This is a genomic window from Mesorhizobium sp. ES1-3 (assembly GCF_020164795.1).
Lineage (GTDB): Bacteria > Pseudomonadota > Alphaproteobacteria > Rhizobiales > Rhizobiaceae > Mesorhizobium.
The window spans coordinates 98,617-116,083 of record NZ_JAIUGW010000013.1 but is presented as its reverse complement, the minus strand read 5'-3'; the positions used below and the strand labels follow the sequence as shown (position 1 = coordinate 116,083).

At 63.1% G+C, this 17,467-nt stretch carries 14 protein-coding genes; 8 read left to right on the top strand and 6 right to left on the bottom strand.

The window, feature by feature from the left end; genetic code table 11:
- Positions 1-41 precede the first annotated feature (41 nt).
- Positions 42-638 carry a helix-turn-helix domain-containing protein gene (locus LB536_RS18830; RefSeq protein ID WP_224595360.1) on the bottom strand — a complete coding sequence of 199 codons (597 nt, stop codon included), beginning with the start codon at positions 636-638 and terminating at the stop codon, positions 42-44.
- 171 nt (positions 639-809) lie between these two features.
- Between LB536_RS18830 and LB536_RS18825 the strand changes: the two genes are divergently transcribed.
- Positions 810-1,514, top strand: coding sequence for a nitroreductase (locus LB536_RS18825; RefSeq protein WP_181183012.1), 705 nt, complete (start codon positions 810-812; stop codon positions 1,512-1,514).
- 21 nt (positions 1,515-1,535) lie between these two features.
- On the opposite strand, the gene LB536_RS18820 is transcribed toward LB536_RS18825, so the two are convergent.
- The 5 genes from LB536_RS18820 to LB536_RS18800 form a co-directional block, all read right to left on the bottom strand.
- On the bottom strand, positions 1,536-2,978 hold the full coding sequence (locus tag LB536_RS18820) for an MFS transporter (RefSeq protein WP_224595358.1): 1,443 nt from the start codon (positions 2,976-2,978) through the stop codon (positions 1,536-1,538).
- Positions 2,979-3,139: 161 nt separating this feature from the next.
- Complete coding sequence (gene soxG, locus LB536_RS18815) at positions 3,140-3,727, bottom strand: sarcosine oxidase subunit gamma family protein (RefSeq protein ID WP_224595356.1); 588 nt, start codon at positions 3,725-3,727, stop codon at positions 3,140-3,142.
- Entirely contained in the window at positions 3,720-6,713 is a 2,994-nt protein-coding gene (locus tag LB536_RS18810; RefSeq protein ID WP_224595354.1) for a sarcosine oxidase subunit alpha, read from the bottom strand. Before LB536_RS18810 ends, soxG begins: the two co-directional genes overlap by 8 nt.
- The gene (locus tag LB536_RS18805; protein ID WP_027145874.1) at positions 6,710-7,006 is read right to left on the bottom strand and encodes a sarcosine oxidase subunit delta; all 297 of its coding nucleotides are present in this window, start codon (positions 7,004-7,006) and stop codon (positions 6,710-6,712) included. Before LB536_RS18805 ends, LB536_RS18810 begins: the two co-directional genes overlap by 4 nt.
- 9 nt (positions 7,007-7,015) lie before the next feature.
- Positions 7,016-8,275 carry a sarcosine oxidase subunit beta gene (locus tag LB536_RS18800; protein ID WP_140758226.1) on the bottom strand — a complete coding sequence of 420 codons (1,260 nt, stop codon included), beginning with the start codon at positions 8,273-8,275 and terminating at the stop codon, positions 7,016-7,018.
- Between the two features lie 199 nt (positions 8,276-8,474).
- Between LB536_RS18800 and LB536_RS18795 the strand changes: the two genes are divergently transcribed.
- The 7 genes from LB536_RS18795 to LB536_RS18765 all read left to right on the top strand — a co-directional run bounded on the left by LB536_RS18795 (position 8,475) and on the right by LB536_RS18765 (position 17,462).
- Positions 8,475-10,961 (top strand): mechanosensitive ion channel family protein, encoded by a 2,487-nt coding sequence (locus LB536_RS18795; protein ID WP_224595352.1) that lies wholly within the window; start codon positions 8,475-8,477, stop codon positions 10,959-10,961.
- A gap of 128 nt (positions 10,962-11,089) precedes the next feature.
- Complete coding sequence (locus LB536_RS18790) at positions 11,090-11,353, top strand: hypothetical protein (protein WP_224595350.1); 264 nt, start codon at positions 11,090-11,092, stop codon at positions 11,351-11,353.
- A 226-nt stretch (positions 11,354-11,579) separates the two neighbouring features.
- Positions 11,580-13,013 (top strand): UbiA family prenyltransferase, encoded by a 1,434-nt coding sequence (locus tag LB536_RS18785; protein ID WP_224595348.1) that lies wholly within the window; start codon positions 11,580-11,582, stop codon positions 13,011-13,013.
- A gap of 2 nt (positions 13,014-13,015) precedes the next feature.
- Entirely contained in the window at positions 13,016-14,365 is a 1,350-nt protein-coding gene (locus tag LB536_RS18780) for an FAD-dependent oxidoreductase (RefSeq protein ID WP_224595346.1), read from the top strand.
- A 124-nt stretch (positions 14,366-14,489) separates the two neighbouring features.
- Complete coding sequence (locus tag LB536_RS18775; protein ID WP_224595344.1) at positions 14,490-14,924, top strand: EamA family transporter; 435 nt, start codon at positions 14,490-14,492, stop codon at positions 14,922-14,924.
- A complete protein-coding gene (locus tag LB536_RS18770) occupies positions 14,921-15,928 on the top strand; it encodes an NAD-dependent epimerase/dehydratase family protein (RefSeq protein ID WP_224595342.1) in 1,008 nt (335 codons plus the stop codon). Before LB536_RS18775 ends, LB536_RS18770 begins: the two co-directional genes overlap by 4 nt.
- A gap of 61 nt (positions 15,929-15,989) precedes the next feature.
- Positions 15,990-17,462 (top strand): aspartate aminotransferase family protein, encoded by a 1,473-nt coding sequence (locus LB536_RS18765; RefSeq protein WP_411966556.1) that lies wholly within the window; start codon positions 15,990-15,992, stop codon positions 17,460-17,462.
- The last annotated feature ends 5 nt before the right edge of the window (positions 17,463-17,467 follow it).

Genomic DNA, 17,467 nt, shown 5'->3' with positions numbered 1-17,467 from the left:
CCTTTTCCCAAAACCGCTGCACGGTTTTAGGTGCCATGCATTCAATAGACGGGTGGCGAAACCACCCAGATTACGATCGCCGGCTCGCTACCCGGGTTGCGCCAGCGGTAAGGCTTGCCTTCGAAGCGGAAGGAGTCGCCTTCGCCGAGCCGGTGCCAGATCCCGGCTATTTCGATGTCGAACTGCCCGGACGCGATGTATCCGGCCTCCTCGGTCGGCCGGCGGGCCTCGTTCTTCAACTCCGCGCCCGGCGCGAAGACCGACCGCACCATCTCGAAGCTACCACCGAGGTCCGGTGATAGAAGCTCCTCCACCAGGCCGGATTCGCTGGTGCCAAGCGTGCGGCGCTTGCCGGCGCGCACCACCACGCCTCGCTCGCTCTCCACGGGCACGTCATGGCTGAAGAACAGGCTGATCGGCACGTCGAACAACTCGGCGAAGGCCCTGAGGTCACTGAGCGACGGCGTCGACAGGCCGCGCTCGACCTGGCTGACCCAGCCGACCGAACGGCCGAGTTTCAGCGCGATCTCGGCCAGCGTCAGCCCGCGCACCCGGCGCAAGGCCCTGATATCGCCAGCCAGGACTCGCTCGTCAGGTCCCTGTAATGTTCGTGCGGTAGGGGAGACCAAATCGCTCACTTCATGAAAATTTTCAGTCGAATTTCATGAGAAATGAAGCTCATGAAAAAATCAAGTAGATTTTCACCAATGCTCAAGATTTGCTTGCAGGATTTTGACGGTTCATGCAATGGCTCCGCCGCGAGCGGCGAGTGGGGACGTCCGATCGACACAATGGCTAAGGGACGGCCCATGCTGGAAAAAAAGGCTCGAATCGCGGTTGATGCCGAGATCGTCGACGACGCGATCATGTCGCGCCGTTCGGTGCGCGCATTTCTGCCCGACATGATCGACGACGAGACGATCCGTGACATACTGGCTGTCGCGGCGCGCGCTCCCTCCGGCACCAACATGCAGCCCTGGCGGGTCTACGTCACCAAGGGCGGGACCAAGCAGCGGATCACCGATGCCATCATGAATTCCGGCATCCGCGCGGAAAAAGCCGACTGGGACGAATATCGCTATTATCCCACCCAGTTTTTCGAGCCTTATCTCACCCGCCGCCGTGCCAACGGGTTCGGCCTCTACGGCGCGCTCGGCATAGGCCGCCGGGAAGTCGATAAGATGCGCGCCCAGCACGACCGCAACTTCGTCTTCTTCGACGCGCCGGTCGGCATGATCTTCACCATCGACCGCCGGCTCAACCAGGGTTCGTGGATCGATTACGGCATGTTCCTGCAGAACATCATGGTCGCGGCGCGGGGCAGGGGTCTGCATACCTGTCCGCAGGCGGCCTTCGCGCCCTACCACCGGCAGATCCGGCCGGTGCTCGACATTCCCGACGAGGAGATCGTCGTCTGCGGCATGGCGCTCGGCTATGAAGACATTTCCAAGCCCGAGAACGCCTTCCGCACCGATCGTGAGCCGCTCGAGGAATGGGTGACGTTCAGCGAATAGGTTTCGCCCGCCGCAGGCCCGCTATTCCGTATTCATGTGCGCACCGTGACCGCTGACATGGGCGCCGTCCTGTGGCGTCAGCTTGAGATAGGCGAGCAGGGCGCAGAGCGTGATGACGCCTTCGATCACGAACAGGATCCGGAAGTCGCTGGCGACGGCCGGCCCGCCGCCGGCGAGAAACGACAGCATCGCAGCCGCCAGGCCGACGCTGATCGCGACCGCCAGCTGCCAGAGGATGTAGTAGAGCGCACTGAAGCGGGCGAGCTGTTCGGGCGCGATGTCGGAATAGGCGAGGTTGCCGGTCGAAGCCCATTGCACCGAGCGAAAGACGCCAAAGACGAAGATGTAGGTGAGCGTGACCCAGACCGGCGTCGTTGCTTGCATCAAGGCGAAGCCAGCGACCATGCCGGCAACAACGGGCGTGTTGAAGACCAGCACGCGGCGAAAACCGAAGCGGTTGAGAAGGCGTGGCATGAAGACACGCATACCTACCGAGCCGACCGCTGCCACGAAGGTCAGCGATCCCGCCTGCACCGCGCTCATGCCGAAGCCGAGCTGGAACATCAGTGGCAGCAGGAAGACGACGGAGCTGAGACCGATCGTATCCAGCCCGCCGCCGGTAAGGAAGGAGATGCGGAAGGTGCGGATGCGCAGGAGCTTGAGATCGAGCAGGGGATTGCGCACACGCAGACAGTAGAAGGAGGCGGACGCAAGGATGATGAGCGCCAGCACGAGCTCGGCGGCGATCATGCTGCCGGCCGCGTCTTTCGCCGCGAGCGAGTCCATGCCGAAGACCAGTAGGACCATGCCGCTGCCGACCAGCAAAAAGCCTGGAAAATCGAACCGCGTGCGCACCGGCTTGGTCATTGTCGGGAACAGTGAGGCGGCAAGGATTGCCGCCGCGAGCGCGAACGGCACGTTGATGAAGAAGATCCAGCGCCAGGAGATGTAGGTGGTCAGCGCACCGCCGACGAGCGGACCGACCAGCGGCCCGGACTGTCCGGCCAGCGAGATATACATGTTGATCTTCAAGGTCCGGCTGCGCGGGAAGGTCGACAGGATGACGACTTGCCCAAGCGTGCCCATCAACGCACCGCCGAAGCCCTGCAGCGCTCGGGCGCCGACCAGCATCCAGATGTTATCAGACAGTCCGCACAGGGCCGATGAAGCGGCAAACACCAGCAAGGCGAAGCAATAGACGTTGCGCAGACCGAAACGGTCGGCCGCCCAGCCGCCGAGCGGCATCGAGATGATCAGGCTGGCGACATAGGCGGTGATCAGCAGGCCGAGCTGGCTGGGCGGCCGGCCAAGGCTTTCGCTGATGCCCGGCAGCGCCGTCACCACGACATTCTGGTCGAGGCTGGTCATGAACACGCCGCAGGCGACCGTCAGCGGCAGCAGGAGCATCGCTCTGGCCGGCACATCGGCGCGATCGGTGGCGCCGGCTGATAGTTCAGCGGTCATGGGGATGTTCGAACCAAATATGCCGACTCTGAGACGGGACTTTCATCCCTTGGACCGGTTGGGCGGCCACGTTTTCCATCATGGGCGCCCAAGGCGGGATTCTCTAGCGGCAGAACCGGCCGGCATTGAGGCCAGAGGCAGCGGCTCTAAGGCCAGGCCGCCTACTGCACCTCGTAGCCGACTTCCTCGCTGGCGTGGCAAAGCGCCTTCCAGAACGAGCGGGCGAAGGAGCGGAAGACATAGATGTCGAATTGGTCGGTGCCGGTGCGCTGGATCTGGGCGAAGACATCGTGGTGCGTCGTCGAGCGGCCGGCGCCGACCGGAAAGGCGGGCAGGGCGAAGTCGATGGCGAAGAATTTCGACAGCACCCATTCGGCTTTCGGCCCGGCGATGCGGATGGCGGTGCGGCCATGCGACAGATCTGTCACCGTGCCGATGGCCGGCGTCACCGGTTCGGCGAAGGCCGCAGCCAGTCCTTCGGCCTCATCTGCTACCGTGAACTTTCCCGGTGCGAAGCCGAACACCGATTTCACGCCGTCGCTCGAGCCGCCGCCGGCGCCGTCGGGCAGCGCAAGCCCGGTGACAGCGTGGATGGCCGCGATCAGTTTCTTCTCCTCGCCAGGCCATGCCGCGAGTTGCACGATCGAGCCCGGCCTGGTTTCGGTGAGCAGGAGCTCGACGCCATGCTCGAAATTGCCGTGCGAGCCGACAAGGAATTCCGGCTCGAGGGGCGATTGACGCTCAGCCATGCATGCGGGTCCCTTCCGGATCGTAGAAGTGGTTGGAGACGATCTCCACGGGCCCAAAGCGGTTGCGTAAGGGATCGGAGACATGGGCACGCGTGCCGTGCCTGGCCTTGCCGCCCTTGACCAGTGCCAGCGCGATATGCTTGCCGAGCGCCGGCGAATAGCAGCAGGCGGTGATGTGCCCGATCGAGCCGTGCGGATTGGCTTCGTCGACTTCCTCGACAATGTGTGCGCCGCCATTGAGCGGCCGGTTGTCGAGCGCGATCAGGCCGACCAATTCCAGCCGCTCGGACGCGACGAGGCCTTCCCGGTCCATCATCGCCGAGCCGATGAACGGCTTCTTCTTCGACAGCATCCAGTCGAGATGCAGGTCGCGCGCCGTGGTGCGGCCGTCGATCTCGGCGCCGGTGACATGGCCCTTCTCGATGCGCATCGTGCCCAGCGCCTCGAGTCCGTAGGTGACCAGCCCGAACGGCTTGCCGGCCTCGACCAACGCTTCCCAGACATTGGTGCCGTACCCGGCGCCACAATAGACTTCGAAGGCCATTTCACCGGAGAAGGATAGCCGGCAAATCATCACCGGTACGCCTGAGATCTCGCCATGCACGATGCCCATGAAGGGCAGCGTCGCATTGTCGACAGCAGTGCCGGTGACACAGGCTGCGAGAATCTGCCTCGCTTTCGGGCCGCCGATCGCGGCTCCCGCCCATTCGTCGGTCACCGAGGTGACGTGGACCTTGAATTCCGGCCAGATCACGTCGAGGAAATATTCCAGATGCTGCATCACCTTGCCGGCATTGGCCGTGGTGGTGGTCATCAGGAAATCCTGTTCGCCGAGCCGCCAGGTGGTGCCGTCGTCGAAGGCGAAGCCGTCCTCGCGCAGCATCAGCCCATAGCGTGCCTTGCCGACGGCGAGCGTCGAGAACATGTTGGTGTAGACACGGTCGAGGAACGCGGCGGCGTCGGGGCCCTGCACGGCGATCTTGCCCAGCGTCGAGACATCGACGATGCCCGCACTTTCGCGCGTCGCCTTGGCTTCGCGCACATAGGCCTGTTCGACGGTTTCGCCCGCGTGGCCGTAGATCATCGGCCGGTACCAGAGGCCGGCCGAATACATGGTCGCGCCATTGTCGACATGCCAGTCATGCATCGGCGTCAGCCGTTCGGGCTTGAGGTCGCCGAAACGTTCGGCTGCCAGCGAGCCGATCGACACCGGCGCGAAAGGCGGTCGGAAGCGCGTCGTGCCGACTTCCGGGATCGGCCTGCCGAGCGCTTCCGCCATTATGGCGAGGCCGGGAACGTTGGAGCTCTTGCCCTGGTCGGTGGCCATGCCGAGCGTGGTGTAGCGCTTCAGGTGCTCGACAGAGACGAAGCCTTCGCGATGCGCCAGGCGGACATCCTCCGCCGTGACGTCGTGCTGGAAGTCGACAAAGCTCTTGCCGCTGCCCTTGATCTCGAACACGGGCGCGGGACAGGGGTCACAAGGCAAGGATTCGATATCCGGGTACGCCATCGGCGCAACTGTCGCCCCGACCGCGGTGAGACCTGCGTTGCGGCCGTCCAATATTGCTTCAAGGGTCATGAAATGGCCGTTGAAGGCGCCGGCGCCTACCCATTTCTGCGTCGGCATCGGCGGTAGGAAGGCTTGCAGCGCCTCATTCCACTCCGCCCTGGCACCGGCCTGGCTGGCCAGATGGATGGTCGGCGACCAGCCGCCCGACATCAGCAGGCAATCGGCATGGACGCTGCGTGCATCGCCGCTCAGCGCACCGGCGACCATGTCGAACCGCTGAACCTTGAGGCCGGACAAGGCCTTGCCACCTTCCGTGGCGACCACCGCATGGCCGGAAAGCAATTCCGCCTCGGCTTCGCCGGCCAGGGCGCTCATCTCGGCGGACGGTTGCGGGCGCACGTCGACGATGGCTACGATCGCCGCACCTGCCTGCTTCAGCGCCAGCGCCGACCGGTAGGCGCTGTCATTGTTGGTGAACACCACGACCCGCTGCCCCGGCAGCACGCCGAATTCGTTGGCGTAGCGCTCCGCCGCATGCGCCAGCATCACGCCGGGCCTGTCATTGCCCGGAAACACCAGCGGCCTTTCGAAGGCGCCGGTGGCCAGCACGACGGATCCGGCGCGGATCGCCCAGTAGCGATGGCGCGGCTCACCCTTGGCGGGCTGCGCCTTGTGGTCGCTGACCCGCTCGAGCGCGGCAAGCGTGTTGCTGTCGTAGTAACCCCAGACCGTGGTGCGCGGCAGAAGCCGGACATTGTCCCGCGCCTCGAGCTGGGCGACGGTGCGCCGCACCCAATCAGCGGCGGGCGCGCCATCGATGGTTTCGCCGGACCAGTTGGCCGACCCGCCGAAACGCGGCTCGAGATCGGCCAGCATGACGCGGGCGCCTTGATCCGCGGCGGTCTTGGCGGCCATCAGGCCGGCCGGGCCGGAGCCGACCACCAGAACGTCGCAAAAGGCGTTCATGCGCTCGTAGCGGGCCGGGTCCTTTGCCGATCCGGCGCTGCCGAGGCCGGCGGCGCGGCGGATGAAGTGTTCGCAGAACATCCAGAAGCGCGTGCCTTTCAGCGGGCCGACAACCGGTCCCATGAAGGTCTTGTAGTAGAAGCCGGCCGACAGCAGCTTGCCGCCGAGCTGGTTGACGGCATGGATGTCCCAGGTGAGCGAGGGAAAACGGTTCTGGCTGACGGCGATCAGCCCGTCATGGATCTCGACCATGGTTGCAGGAATGTTGGGCTCGCGCACTTCGCCCTTCAGCACCGTTACCAGCGCATTGGGTTCTTCCACGCCTGCGCTCAGCAGGCCGCGCGGGCGGTGGTATTTGAAAGAACGCCCGAACAGCGTGACGCCGCTGGCCAGCAGGGCGGATGCCAGCGTGTCGCCGCCATGCCCGGTATAGGCAACGCCGTCGAAAGTGAAGCGGATCGTCTTCAGCCGGTCGATGCGGCCGCCGGTGTCGGTGCGGCGCGGGCTCATGGCTTGTCCTCCGCCTTGCGGCGCGCGGCCGAGCTGTGATCGCCGCGCACGAAGGCGACACTGGAAATCTCATGCGTCAGCGTGTTGCGCACAACCCTCAGGTGAGCCCGGCAGCCGCCGGAATGCTGCCAGATCTCGTTGTGGTCGCCGGCCGGGTTCAGCCGGTCGTAGACATAGGCGTTCCAGGCCTCGAAATTCTGCGAGGCAGGATCGGGACGTTCGCGGTTGCCGTCACCCTGATAGGTGAACTCGATGACGTCGCGTGGGCCGCAATAGGGGCAAGTGATCAGCACGGAATGTTCCTAATGAAGCCGCGGATTCGCGCCCTGGCCCTTGTCGTCGATCACCAGGCCTCGATGGAAGCGGTCGAGCGTGAAAGGGGCGTTGAAATCGTGCGGTTGGTCCTTGGCGATGGTCCAGGCAAAGCACCAGCCGGAAGCCGGCGTTGCCTTGAAGCCGCCATAGCACCAGCCGCAATTGAGATACATGCCGGGCAGGGGCCCCATGGTGATGATCGGCGAGCCGTCCATCGACATGTCGCAGACGCCGCCCCAGGAGCGCAGCATGCGCACACGCGCAAGACCCGGGAAAAGCGCGAGCATCTCGCTCATCACCTCGTCGACGATGGGCAGGTTGCCGCGCTGGGCGTAGCTGTTGTAGCCGTCTATGTCGCCGCCATAGACAAGGCCGCCCTTGTCGGACTGCGACATGTAGAAATGGCCCATGCCGAACGTCACGACCGTGTCGATGAAGGGTTTCAGGGATTCGGTGACGAAGGCCTGCAGCACATGGCTTTCGATCGGCATCGTCTCGACGCCGGCAAGTTGCATGACGCGGCCGGTGCTGCCGGCCACCGCGACCGCTACCTTCTTGGCCCTGATATCGCCGCGCGAGGTGGTAACGCCGGTGACGCGGTCGCCGTCACGCAGGAAGCCGGTGACCTCGCAATTCTCGACGATGTCGACGCCGCGCCGGTCGGCGCCGCGTGCATAGCCCCAGGCGACCGCATCGTGCCGCGCGGTGCCGGCGCGCCGCTGCATCAGGCCGCCGACGACAGGAAAGCGTGCATCGCTGGAGATGTCGAGCGCCGGGATCAGGCGCTTGATCTCGGCTGGGGTCATCAATTCCGCATCGACGCCGAGATGGCGCATGGCATTGCCGCGCCTTGCATAATCGTCGAACTGAGCCGGTGTGTGCGCCAGGTTCAGGCAGCCGCGCTGCGAGAACATGACGTTGTAATTGAGTTCGTGCGACAGGTTCTCCCACAGCTTCATCGAATGTTCGTAGAAGCGGGTGTTGGCGGGCAGGAGATAGTTCGAGCGAACGGCCGTGGTGTTGCGGCCGACATTGCCGGAGCCCAGCCAGCCTTTTTCCAGCACCGCGACATTGGTGATGCCGTGCTCCTTGGCCAGATAGTAGGCCGTCGCCAGGCCGTGACCGCCGCCGCCGATGATGATGACGTCGTAGGATGCCTTCGGATCCGGCTTGCGCCAGGCCGGCTTCCAGTCCTTGTTTCCCTTGAACGCGTTCGCGAGCAGCGAAAGGGCCGAGTACTCTGCCATGTGTAAGGTGTCCGTTGCGGGCGATGCGGCAGACTATAGAGCAGGGGGCTGATAGAAAGCCAATATTGCGCCATCGCCTTTCGACTGGCCGACGCTTGATGTGTGCGATCGGTCGCGGTGGCTTGCCCCATGATATGGCCGTCTTTATCAAGGACAGGCTTTTTGAATGCCTTTGCCGCCCGCGAGTCGCCGATCCATCATGTTTTTTCGATTGCTTCGCCTCATATTGATCCTGGCGCTTGTCGTTTCGGCGCCGCTGTCGTTCGAGGCGGCGGCGCAAGGCGTTGGCCAGGCGCCCGCGGGACTGGTCGCCGACCAGCAGAAGATCATCCAGGGCCTGACGACCAAGGCCGACAATTTCGAGAAGCAGATACAACAGGATGGCGAGGACGACAGCAACCTCGTCGATATCCGCCTGCAACTCGAGGAATTGTCACGGCAATCGCTGACCAGCGCGCTGGCGTTCCGGACACGCCTGGGCGAAATCAACAGCAGGCTCGAACAGCTCGGGCCGGCACCTGCCGCCGGCCAACCGGCGGAGCCCGACATCGTCAGCGGCGAACGCCAGGCGCTGACGTCCGAAAAGGCGGAGATCAACGCGGTCATCTCGCAAGCTCAGGCCTTGTCGATCCGTATCAGCGGGCTGATCGACAAGATCGGCAACATGCGCAGCGCGCTTTTCCGCAATCTTTTGACCAAGCGCTATGTGCTCTCGGACGCCTTGAGCCCGCAGGTCTTTTCCGATGCCCGGGAAGAGTTCGGCAATTTTTACAAGGCAGTGTCATCCTGGCTGAGCTTCGCCTTCAGGTTCAAGTTCCAGGCCATCCTCGCGGCAACCTTCGTGGCGCTCGGCCTTGCGCTGGTGCTGCTGGTCGGCGGCAGGCGCCTGTTCGGACGGGTTTTCGAAGCCGATCCGACCAACGAGGACCCGTCCTATCTCACTCGCCTTTCGGTGGCCTTCTGGTCGACCCTACTGCCGACGCTTGCAGTCGGCGCCTTTCTCGGATCGACGATCTTCTTCTTCAATTATTACAATGTCTTGCGCGGCGATATCGGCCTCTTTCTCAATGCCCTTGCGATGGTCGTCGGAGTAGTGTTCTGCGTCAACCGGCTGACAAACGCAGCCCTTTCGCCGCGGCTGCCGAACTGGCGCCTGATCCCTGTCGAGACCGGGCCGGCGCGCTGGCTGGTCCGCTTGGCCACAGCCATGGCCGTGGTCATCAGCTTCAACACCTTCCTCTCGGTGATCAATGACAAGATGGGGTCGCCCCTGTCACTGACGATCGCGCGCAGCTTCGTCGCCACCATCGTCGTCGGCATCATCCTGATCCTGATGGCGATGCTGCGGCCGTTCAAGGCGCGCGACGGTAGCTGGCGACCTTGGCCCGCATGGCTGCGTTACCTGTCGCTATCCCTTGGCCTGTTCACAATCATAGCCGCCTTGCTTGGCTATATCGGCCTTGCGCTCTTTGTCTCCTTGCAAGTCGTGGTCACAGGCACAGCCTTGATCACCGCCTATATCGGCTTCCTGTCGGCGCAGGCGATCGGCGAGGAGGGCGCTTTCACCAACACGTCGGTCGGGCGCTGGCTGTCGGCCAATTCCAGCTACGAGGATACCGCACTCGACCAGCTCGGCCTGGTCGTCAGCATCGCCATCAACGTGATGATCGTGCTGGTGTTCCTGCCGCTGATCCTTTTGATGTGGGGCTTCCAGCCCGGCGATATCGAGGCGTGGGCATATAAGCTCGCAACCGGGATCAATATCGGTTCGGTGACGATTTCGGTCACCGGCATAGTGTCGGGCATCGTCGTCTTCGTCATCGGCTATTTCCTGACGCGCTGGTTCCAGGGCTGGCTGGACGGCTCGGTCATGGCGCGCGGCAAGGTCGATACCGGGGTCCGCAACTCGATCCGGCTGGCGGTGGGCTATGCCGGCGTTGCGCTCGCCGCGCTGGTCGGTATTTCGGCGGCCGGCATCGACCTCTCCAGCCTGGCGCTGGTCGCGGGTGCGCTTTCCCTCGGTATCGGCTTTGGCCTGCAGAATGTGGTGTCTAATTTCGTCTCCGGCCTGATCCTTTTGGCCGAACGCCCGTTCAAGGTCGGCGACTGGATCGTGGCCGGCCAAGTGTCCGGCACAGTGAAGCGGATCAGTGTGCGCGCCACCGAGATCGAGACTTTCCAGCGGCAGTCGGTGATCCTGCCGAACTCCGATCTGATCAACGGGCCGGTGGGTAACTGGACGCACCGCAACAAGCTTGGCCGCATCGAAATTCCGGTTGGCGTCGCCTATGGCTCGGATGCGAGGCGCGTGCACGATCTTCTGCTCGATATTGCCCGCAACCACCCGCTGGTGCTCAAGAACCCTGAACCTTTCGTTCTGTTTGCCGCACTGGCCGACTCTTCATTGAACTTTGAGATCAGGGTCTTCCTTGCCGATGTCAGCAACGGCGTGATCGTCCAGAACGACATCCGCTTCGCCATCCTCGATGCCTTCAGGCTGGCGAACATCGAAATCCCGTTCCCGCAACGCGACGTCCATGTAAAGTCCGGCACTACGGCGGCGAAATGGCCCGCCGACGACGACAAGGCCGAGGCGGAGTTCGTGGAGCGTGAGCTTGCCAGGGCCAAGGCTGCCGAGCTTCCGCAAAAGGCCAGGCGCAAAAGCCGAAGACCGGATCCGGCCTGATCCGTTGAACTGTGGCATGAATGCGGCATTCAGTTGCGGTTCAGCTTCCATCTCATATAAGCTCCCATGCAAAGGCGAGAATGCCTTGCGAAATGCAACAGAGGCGGTGGGAACACCGATACTGCAAAATGTGGAAGTCTCTCGTCGCTGCCCTGGCCTTGCTCGCCGTGAGCGGCTCGGCCCATGCCGCAAGTGCGGTCAACAAGGACGCCGAGACCCGCACGCTGGTCGTGACTGAGGGCGGCAGCAAGACCGAGCTCGCGCTGGCCGGCGGTGAAACCGTCGAGTTCTGCCAGAACGGCTGCTTCGTCACCTTGCCGAACGGTGACCTCGAAGCTCTGACCGGTTCGGAAACCGTCGAGATTTCCGGCGGCGTCGCCCGCATCAAGTAGTCTCTGCGGCATGATTGGAAAGGCCGGGCGTTTGTCCGGCCTTTTATCGTTTCCAGTAGCGGTTGTTTAACAATGACGCTGAAAATACCGTCTCGGCAGCCGCTTGCAACCCTGCGTTTTAACGTTCGCTAGGCGATACCCCGCTATACCGCTATCCAAGACGCCGAAACACGGCGCTCAACGGGATTCCGGTTTCCGGATCACACGCTGGCAGGGCAGGACGGGCATGGACGCGCGGTCGGACAGGAACGCAATACCGCTTGCGGTCGATCTCGACGGCACGCTGATCGCGACGGACCTTTTATGGGAAGGACTGTTCATCCTCCTCAAGAACAACCCGCTCTATCTCTTCCTTGTCCCTTTCTGGGCGGCTGGCGGGCCGGCGCGGCTGAAGCAGGCGATCGCCCAGCGCATCGACATCGATCCCGCCACGCTGCCCTATCGGGCGCCGCTGCTCGACCGGCTCCGCGCCGAGCACGCCGAAGGCCGCAAGCTCGTTCTGGCGACCGGCACGCCGCGCAAGTTCGCCGATGCCATTGCTGTCCATCTCGGCATCTTCGATCGGGTGCTGGCCACTGACGGCCTCGACAACCTCACTTCGGGCAAGAAGCGCGCCTCGCTCCTCGATGCCTATGGCGATGCCGGTTTCGACTATGCCGGCAACAGCCGCCATGACCTCCAGGTCTTCGACGCGGCGCGCAGCGCGATCGTGGTGGCGCCGGACCGTCATGCCGCGCGCTGGCAGGCGGCGCATGGCGCCGAAACGATGCCGGCGCCGAAGCCGACATTGCGGATCATCGTCAAGATGCTGCGCGTCCACCAGTGGCTGAAGAACTCCCTGATCGCCGTGCCGATGATGCTGTCGCACGAATATTTCAATCCCAACATGATCTGGCAATGCCTGCTGGCATTCATCTCGTTCAGCGCGGTTGCCTCGGCGATCTATATCCTCAACGATTTCTTCGATCTTGCGCTCGACCGCAGGCATCCCACCAAGCGCAACAGGCCGTTTGCCAGCGGCGCGCTTTCGATCCCGTTCGGCCTCGGCGCGATCGCGGTGCTGCTGGCGATCGGCGTCGGCACCGGCTGCCTTCTGCCGATCGAATTCCTCGGGGTGCTCGGTGGCTATATGGTCGTTACCACGGCCTATTCGCTGTCGTTCAAGCGCATGCTTCTGGTCGACGTGCTGACGCTTGCCGGGCTCTATACGATCCGCGTGCTCGCCGGCGCGGCCGCGACCGGCGTCGACGTGTCGTTCTGGCTGCTCGCCTTTTCGATCTTCTTCTTTCTGTCGCTGGCATTGGTGAAGCGCTTCGTCGAACTGCGCACCACAGCCATACCGCCAGGCGAACGCATTGCCGGCCGCGGCTATCGCACGGAAGACCAGGAGATCGTCGCCCAGGCCGGCATGGCTTCGGCCTTCTCCTCGGCGCTGGTGCTGGCGCTCTACATGGACAGCGTCGCGGTGCGCGAACTCTATCCGCATCCCTGGCTGATCTGGCCGCTGGCGCCGATCGTGCTCTATCTCACCATGCGCGTCTGGATCCTGGCGCGCCGCGACGAAATGCACGACGACCCGGTCGTCTTCATCATCAGCGACTGGCGCAGCCAGATCGTGGTGGCGATCGGCGCCGTGCTGCTGGTCATCGGGGGCTGGTAAGTATGGCCGAACGCTTCCAGAGCTTTGGCCGTGCCACACCGCCAGCGGCAAGGGCGATCCATGCCGATGACGCCATTGCATTGCTGAAGGGTGGCCAGGCGAGGCAAGCATCGCTGCTTGCCTATGGCAATGGCCGGTCCTACGGCGATTCCTGTCAGAACCAGGCCGGTACGGTCATCGACATGCGGCCCTTGAACCGCATTCGCGGCTTCAACGCCGAGAGCGGTCTGCTCGAAGCGGATGCCGGTGTGCTGCTCGCGGATGTCATTGCACATGCCGCGCCTCACGGCTTCTTTCCGGCGGTGGTCCCCGGCACACAATTCGTCACGCTCGGCGGCGCAATTGCCAACGATGTCCACGGCAAGAATCATCACCGGCGCGGCACTTTCGGTTGCCATGTGGAAAGCTTTACGCTGCTGCGGTCGGATGGACGCAGCTATCGCTGCTCGGCGACTGACAATCCGCGGCTGTTTCGGGCGACCATCGGCGGCATGGGTCTCACCGGCCTGATCCTGTCGGCCTCGATCCGGCTGATGTGGGTTCCGTCGCTCGACATCATGGAAAAGACGACGCGGTTCCGCGATCTCGGCGAATATTTCGACTTCGCCGAAGCGGCGGACCAGGCCAATGAATATGCCGTCGCCTGGATCGACCAGCTTGCCGGTGGCCGCAACAGCGGACGGGGGCTGCTGTTTACCGGCAACCATGCCGAGCATGGCTCGCATGTGGCCGTGCGTGCGAGCGGGAAATTCTCCGTGCCGTTCCAGCCGCCTTTCAACGTGCTCGGCCGGCCATTCCTGACCGCGTTCAACGCTGCCTACAGGTGGAAAAAGGGCCGCGCTGCCGTGCCGCGCCAGATCGAATACCAGGGCTTCTTCTTCCCGCTCGACGGCGTTCGCGACTGGAACAGGCTCTATGGACCGAAGGGGCTGTTCCAGCATCAGAGCGTGGTTCCGGAAGAGGCCGCACGCACGATAGTGCCGGCATTGCTCGAGGCTGCCCGGCAGGCCGGGCAGGGGTCGCTCCTCACCGTCTTGAAGCGCTTCGGCGCGGTCCGCTCGCCGGCATTGCTGTCGTTCCCGAGGCCTGGTTACACGCTGACGCTGGACTTCCCCAACAAGGGAGCCGCGACGCTTGCCCTGCTCGGCGAACTCGACCGCATGACCATCGCGGCCGGTGGCGCGGTCAACCCCTACAAGGATGCGCGCATGGGCGCTGCGACCTTCGCCGCCTCCTTCGTCGACTGGCCGAGACTGGAAGCGTTGCGCGACCCTGCCTTCATGTCCGATTTCTGGGCGCGCACGGCCGGGAGCATCGAACTGCGGCGGCGCGGCGCCGAGGCGGCCGAATAGGTAAAACTAGAATGAATCATGGTTTCCGAATGCTTAACACCAAGGTTTACCCAAAACAGTCTTGTGAGTTCACGAAATATTTTTAGGTTTGTATTAGCTAATATCACGAGGGTGGCGGGCTGAAATGAAATATATCTTTTTCATTCTCTTTACGGTCATGACCAATGCCGCTGCGCAGCTGATGCTGAAGCAAGGCATGATATCGCTCGGACCGATTTCGTTCGAGGGCACCAATCCGCTGATCAAGCTGCTGCAGATCGTCTTCAGCCCCTGGGTCTTCCTTGGCCTGTGCACCTTCGTCATTTCGATGGCCTCGCATCTTTATGTGCTGTCCAAGGTCGAACTCTCCTTCGCCTATCCGTTCCTGAGCCTGGCTTACGTCGCCGTCGCGATCTTCGCCTATTTCGTCTTCCGCGAAGATCTCAATGGCTGGCGCATCGCCGGCATTGCCTGCATCTGCGTCGGCACGGTGCTGATCGCGCAAAGTGGGCGAGGGCATGAGGATCAGAACGCGTCCATCACCTCCGACAAGATACAAGCAAACGAGATCGTTCGATGAGACATGTGATTTTCGGCGGTGACGGCTTCGTCGGCCGCCATCTTGCCCCGAAGCTCGCGGCCGATGGCGAAGAGGTTGTCGTCGCCGACATCGTCAACAACGACTTCGCGCATTACCGCAATGTCCGCTTCATCGAGTGCGATGTCACCGATCCGGCGTCGGTCGCCGCCGTCGGGCTCAAGGCCGACGACATGGTCTACAATTTGTCGGCCAAGATGCTGTCGCCGATCCAGGTGCGTGCGAAGCGGCATGACTTCTTCTTCCCGGTCAATTTCCATGGCGCCGAGCACATAATGCAGGCCATGGACAAGGCAGGTGCCTCCAAGCTCGTCCACTATACGACCGACATGATCTACGGCCACACGGTCACCCAGCCGATGACCGAGGAGCACCCGGTCGCGCCACTCGGCGAATATGGCTGGTCGAAGCAGAAGACCGAGGAACTGGCCGCCGAATGGCGCAAGCGCGGTATGTCGATCTCGCTGTTTCGTCCGCGCCTGATCATCGGGCCCGGCCGGCTCGGCATTCTCGAAAAACTGTTCAAGCTGATCGACTGGAGTTTTCCGGTGCCGATGATCGGTTCCGGCAAAAACCCCTATCAATTCATCTCGGTGTTCGACTGCGCCGAGGCCGCATGTGCCGCATGGAAGGCCGGTGTGCCCAACGAGGCCTATAATCTTGGCTCGCTCAACCCGCCACCGGTGAAGAAATTGCTTGGCGACCTGATCCGACATGCCGGCTCGAAGTCGATCCTGCTGCCTACGCCCGGTTGGGCGGTCAAGCGCACGCTCGACCTGCTCGACCTCATCAACATGCCGATCATGGATCCGGAGCAATATCTGATCGCCGACGAGGAATGCGTGCTCGACGTGTCCAAGGCCAAGCGCCAGCTCGGCTGGGTCCCGCAATATCGCGATGAGGACATGCTGATCGCCGCCTACAGCGAATACCGCGCCAAGAAGGCGGGTCCGGCTGTCGCCGCCAAACATGTGCCCGCCGAATAGCGGATAGCCAAACAGTTTTATGGCGCACGACGCTGGTCGTAGGCGCGGACAGGAGATTGAAATGACCGTCATGGCCAAGCCGGAACAGACGAATGCGCGCACCCTGGTTGACGCACCGGCGCTTTCGCCCGCCACTATCGCCAAGCCCGACCTGATCTCCGTCGAGCAGGCGAAGGCGATGGACGTGGCCGGGATGACCGGCCTGTTCAAGGCGCATCTCAACCCCGGCCAGCTGCATTTCATGAAGCTGCTCGGCTTCCACAAGATCAAGATCGAGCGTGCCGAGGGCATGTTCTACATCGACCAGAATGGCCGCAAGATCCTCGACTTCTTCGGCGGCTTCGGGTCGCTGGCCTTCGGCCATAACCATCCGCGCATTCTGGAAGCGAGGAAGAAATTCCAGGAAGAAAAGCGCCAGGAGATCGCCATCGCCTTCATGTCGCAATATGCGGCCGCGTTGGCGCATAACATCGCCAAATGCTCGCCCGGCGACCTCGACATGGTATTTTTGGGCTCGTCCGGCTCGGAGGCGATGGAAGCGGCGGTGAAGCTTGCCGAACGCGCCGCCGGCCCGAAGCGGCCGAAGATCGCCTATGCGGAGAACTCCTTCCACGGCAAGACCAAGGGCGTGCTGGGCATCACCGATGGCCAGCTCTATCGCGCCGACTTCAAGATGGCCGACAACACGGTCCGCATCCCCTTCGCCGATATCGAAGCGGTCGAACGCCTGTTCCGCTCCGATCCGGAGATCGGCGTCATCGTGCTGGAAACCATCCAGGGCGGCGGTGGCATCATCCAGGCGCCGGCGCAATATTGGCAGAAGCTGCGCGCGCTATGCGACCAGCATGGCGTGCTGTGGGTCGCCGACGAAGTGCAGTGCGGTTATGGCCGCTCGGGCCGCTTCTATGCCTTCGAGCATTATGGCGTCGTGCCTGACGTGACGGCATTGGCCAAGTCTCTGGGCGCCGGCAAGGCCGCGGTCGGCGCAATGATTGCGCGTCGCGAAATCTACATGAAGGCCTATGGCACGCCGAAGACGGCGATGATCCATGCCATGGCCACTTTCGGCGGGATGGGCGAGGCATGTGCCACCGCGATCGAGGGCATCAACGTGCTTTACGACGAGGGGCTGATCGACAACGCCGCGATCACCGGCGACTATCTGCTGACCCGCTTGCAGGCGCTGAAAGAAAAATATCCGAAGATCATCAAGGACGTGCGTGGCAAGGGTTTGATGATCGGCCTGGAGTTCCACGACTTCTCGCAGACCTTGCCGATGGTGCTGCGCCCCATCGTCAGCGTGCTCGACGACAAGCTGAAAGGCTCGCTGTCCGGCTTCGTCGGCGCGCTGCTCTTGCGCGACTATGACGTGCTCGTCGCCTTCACCGAATACAACCGCAACGTCATCCGGCTCGAGCCGCCGCTGATCTGCCAGCGCGAACATGTCGACCGCTTCGTCGACGCCTTCGACAGCCTGCTGTCACGCGGCATCGTGGCGATCGTGAAGGACTTCGTGAAAAGCCAGGTCCGTTGAACGTT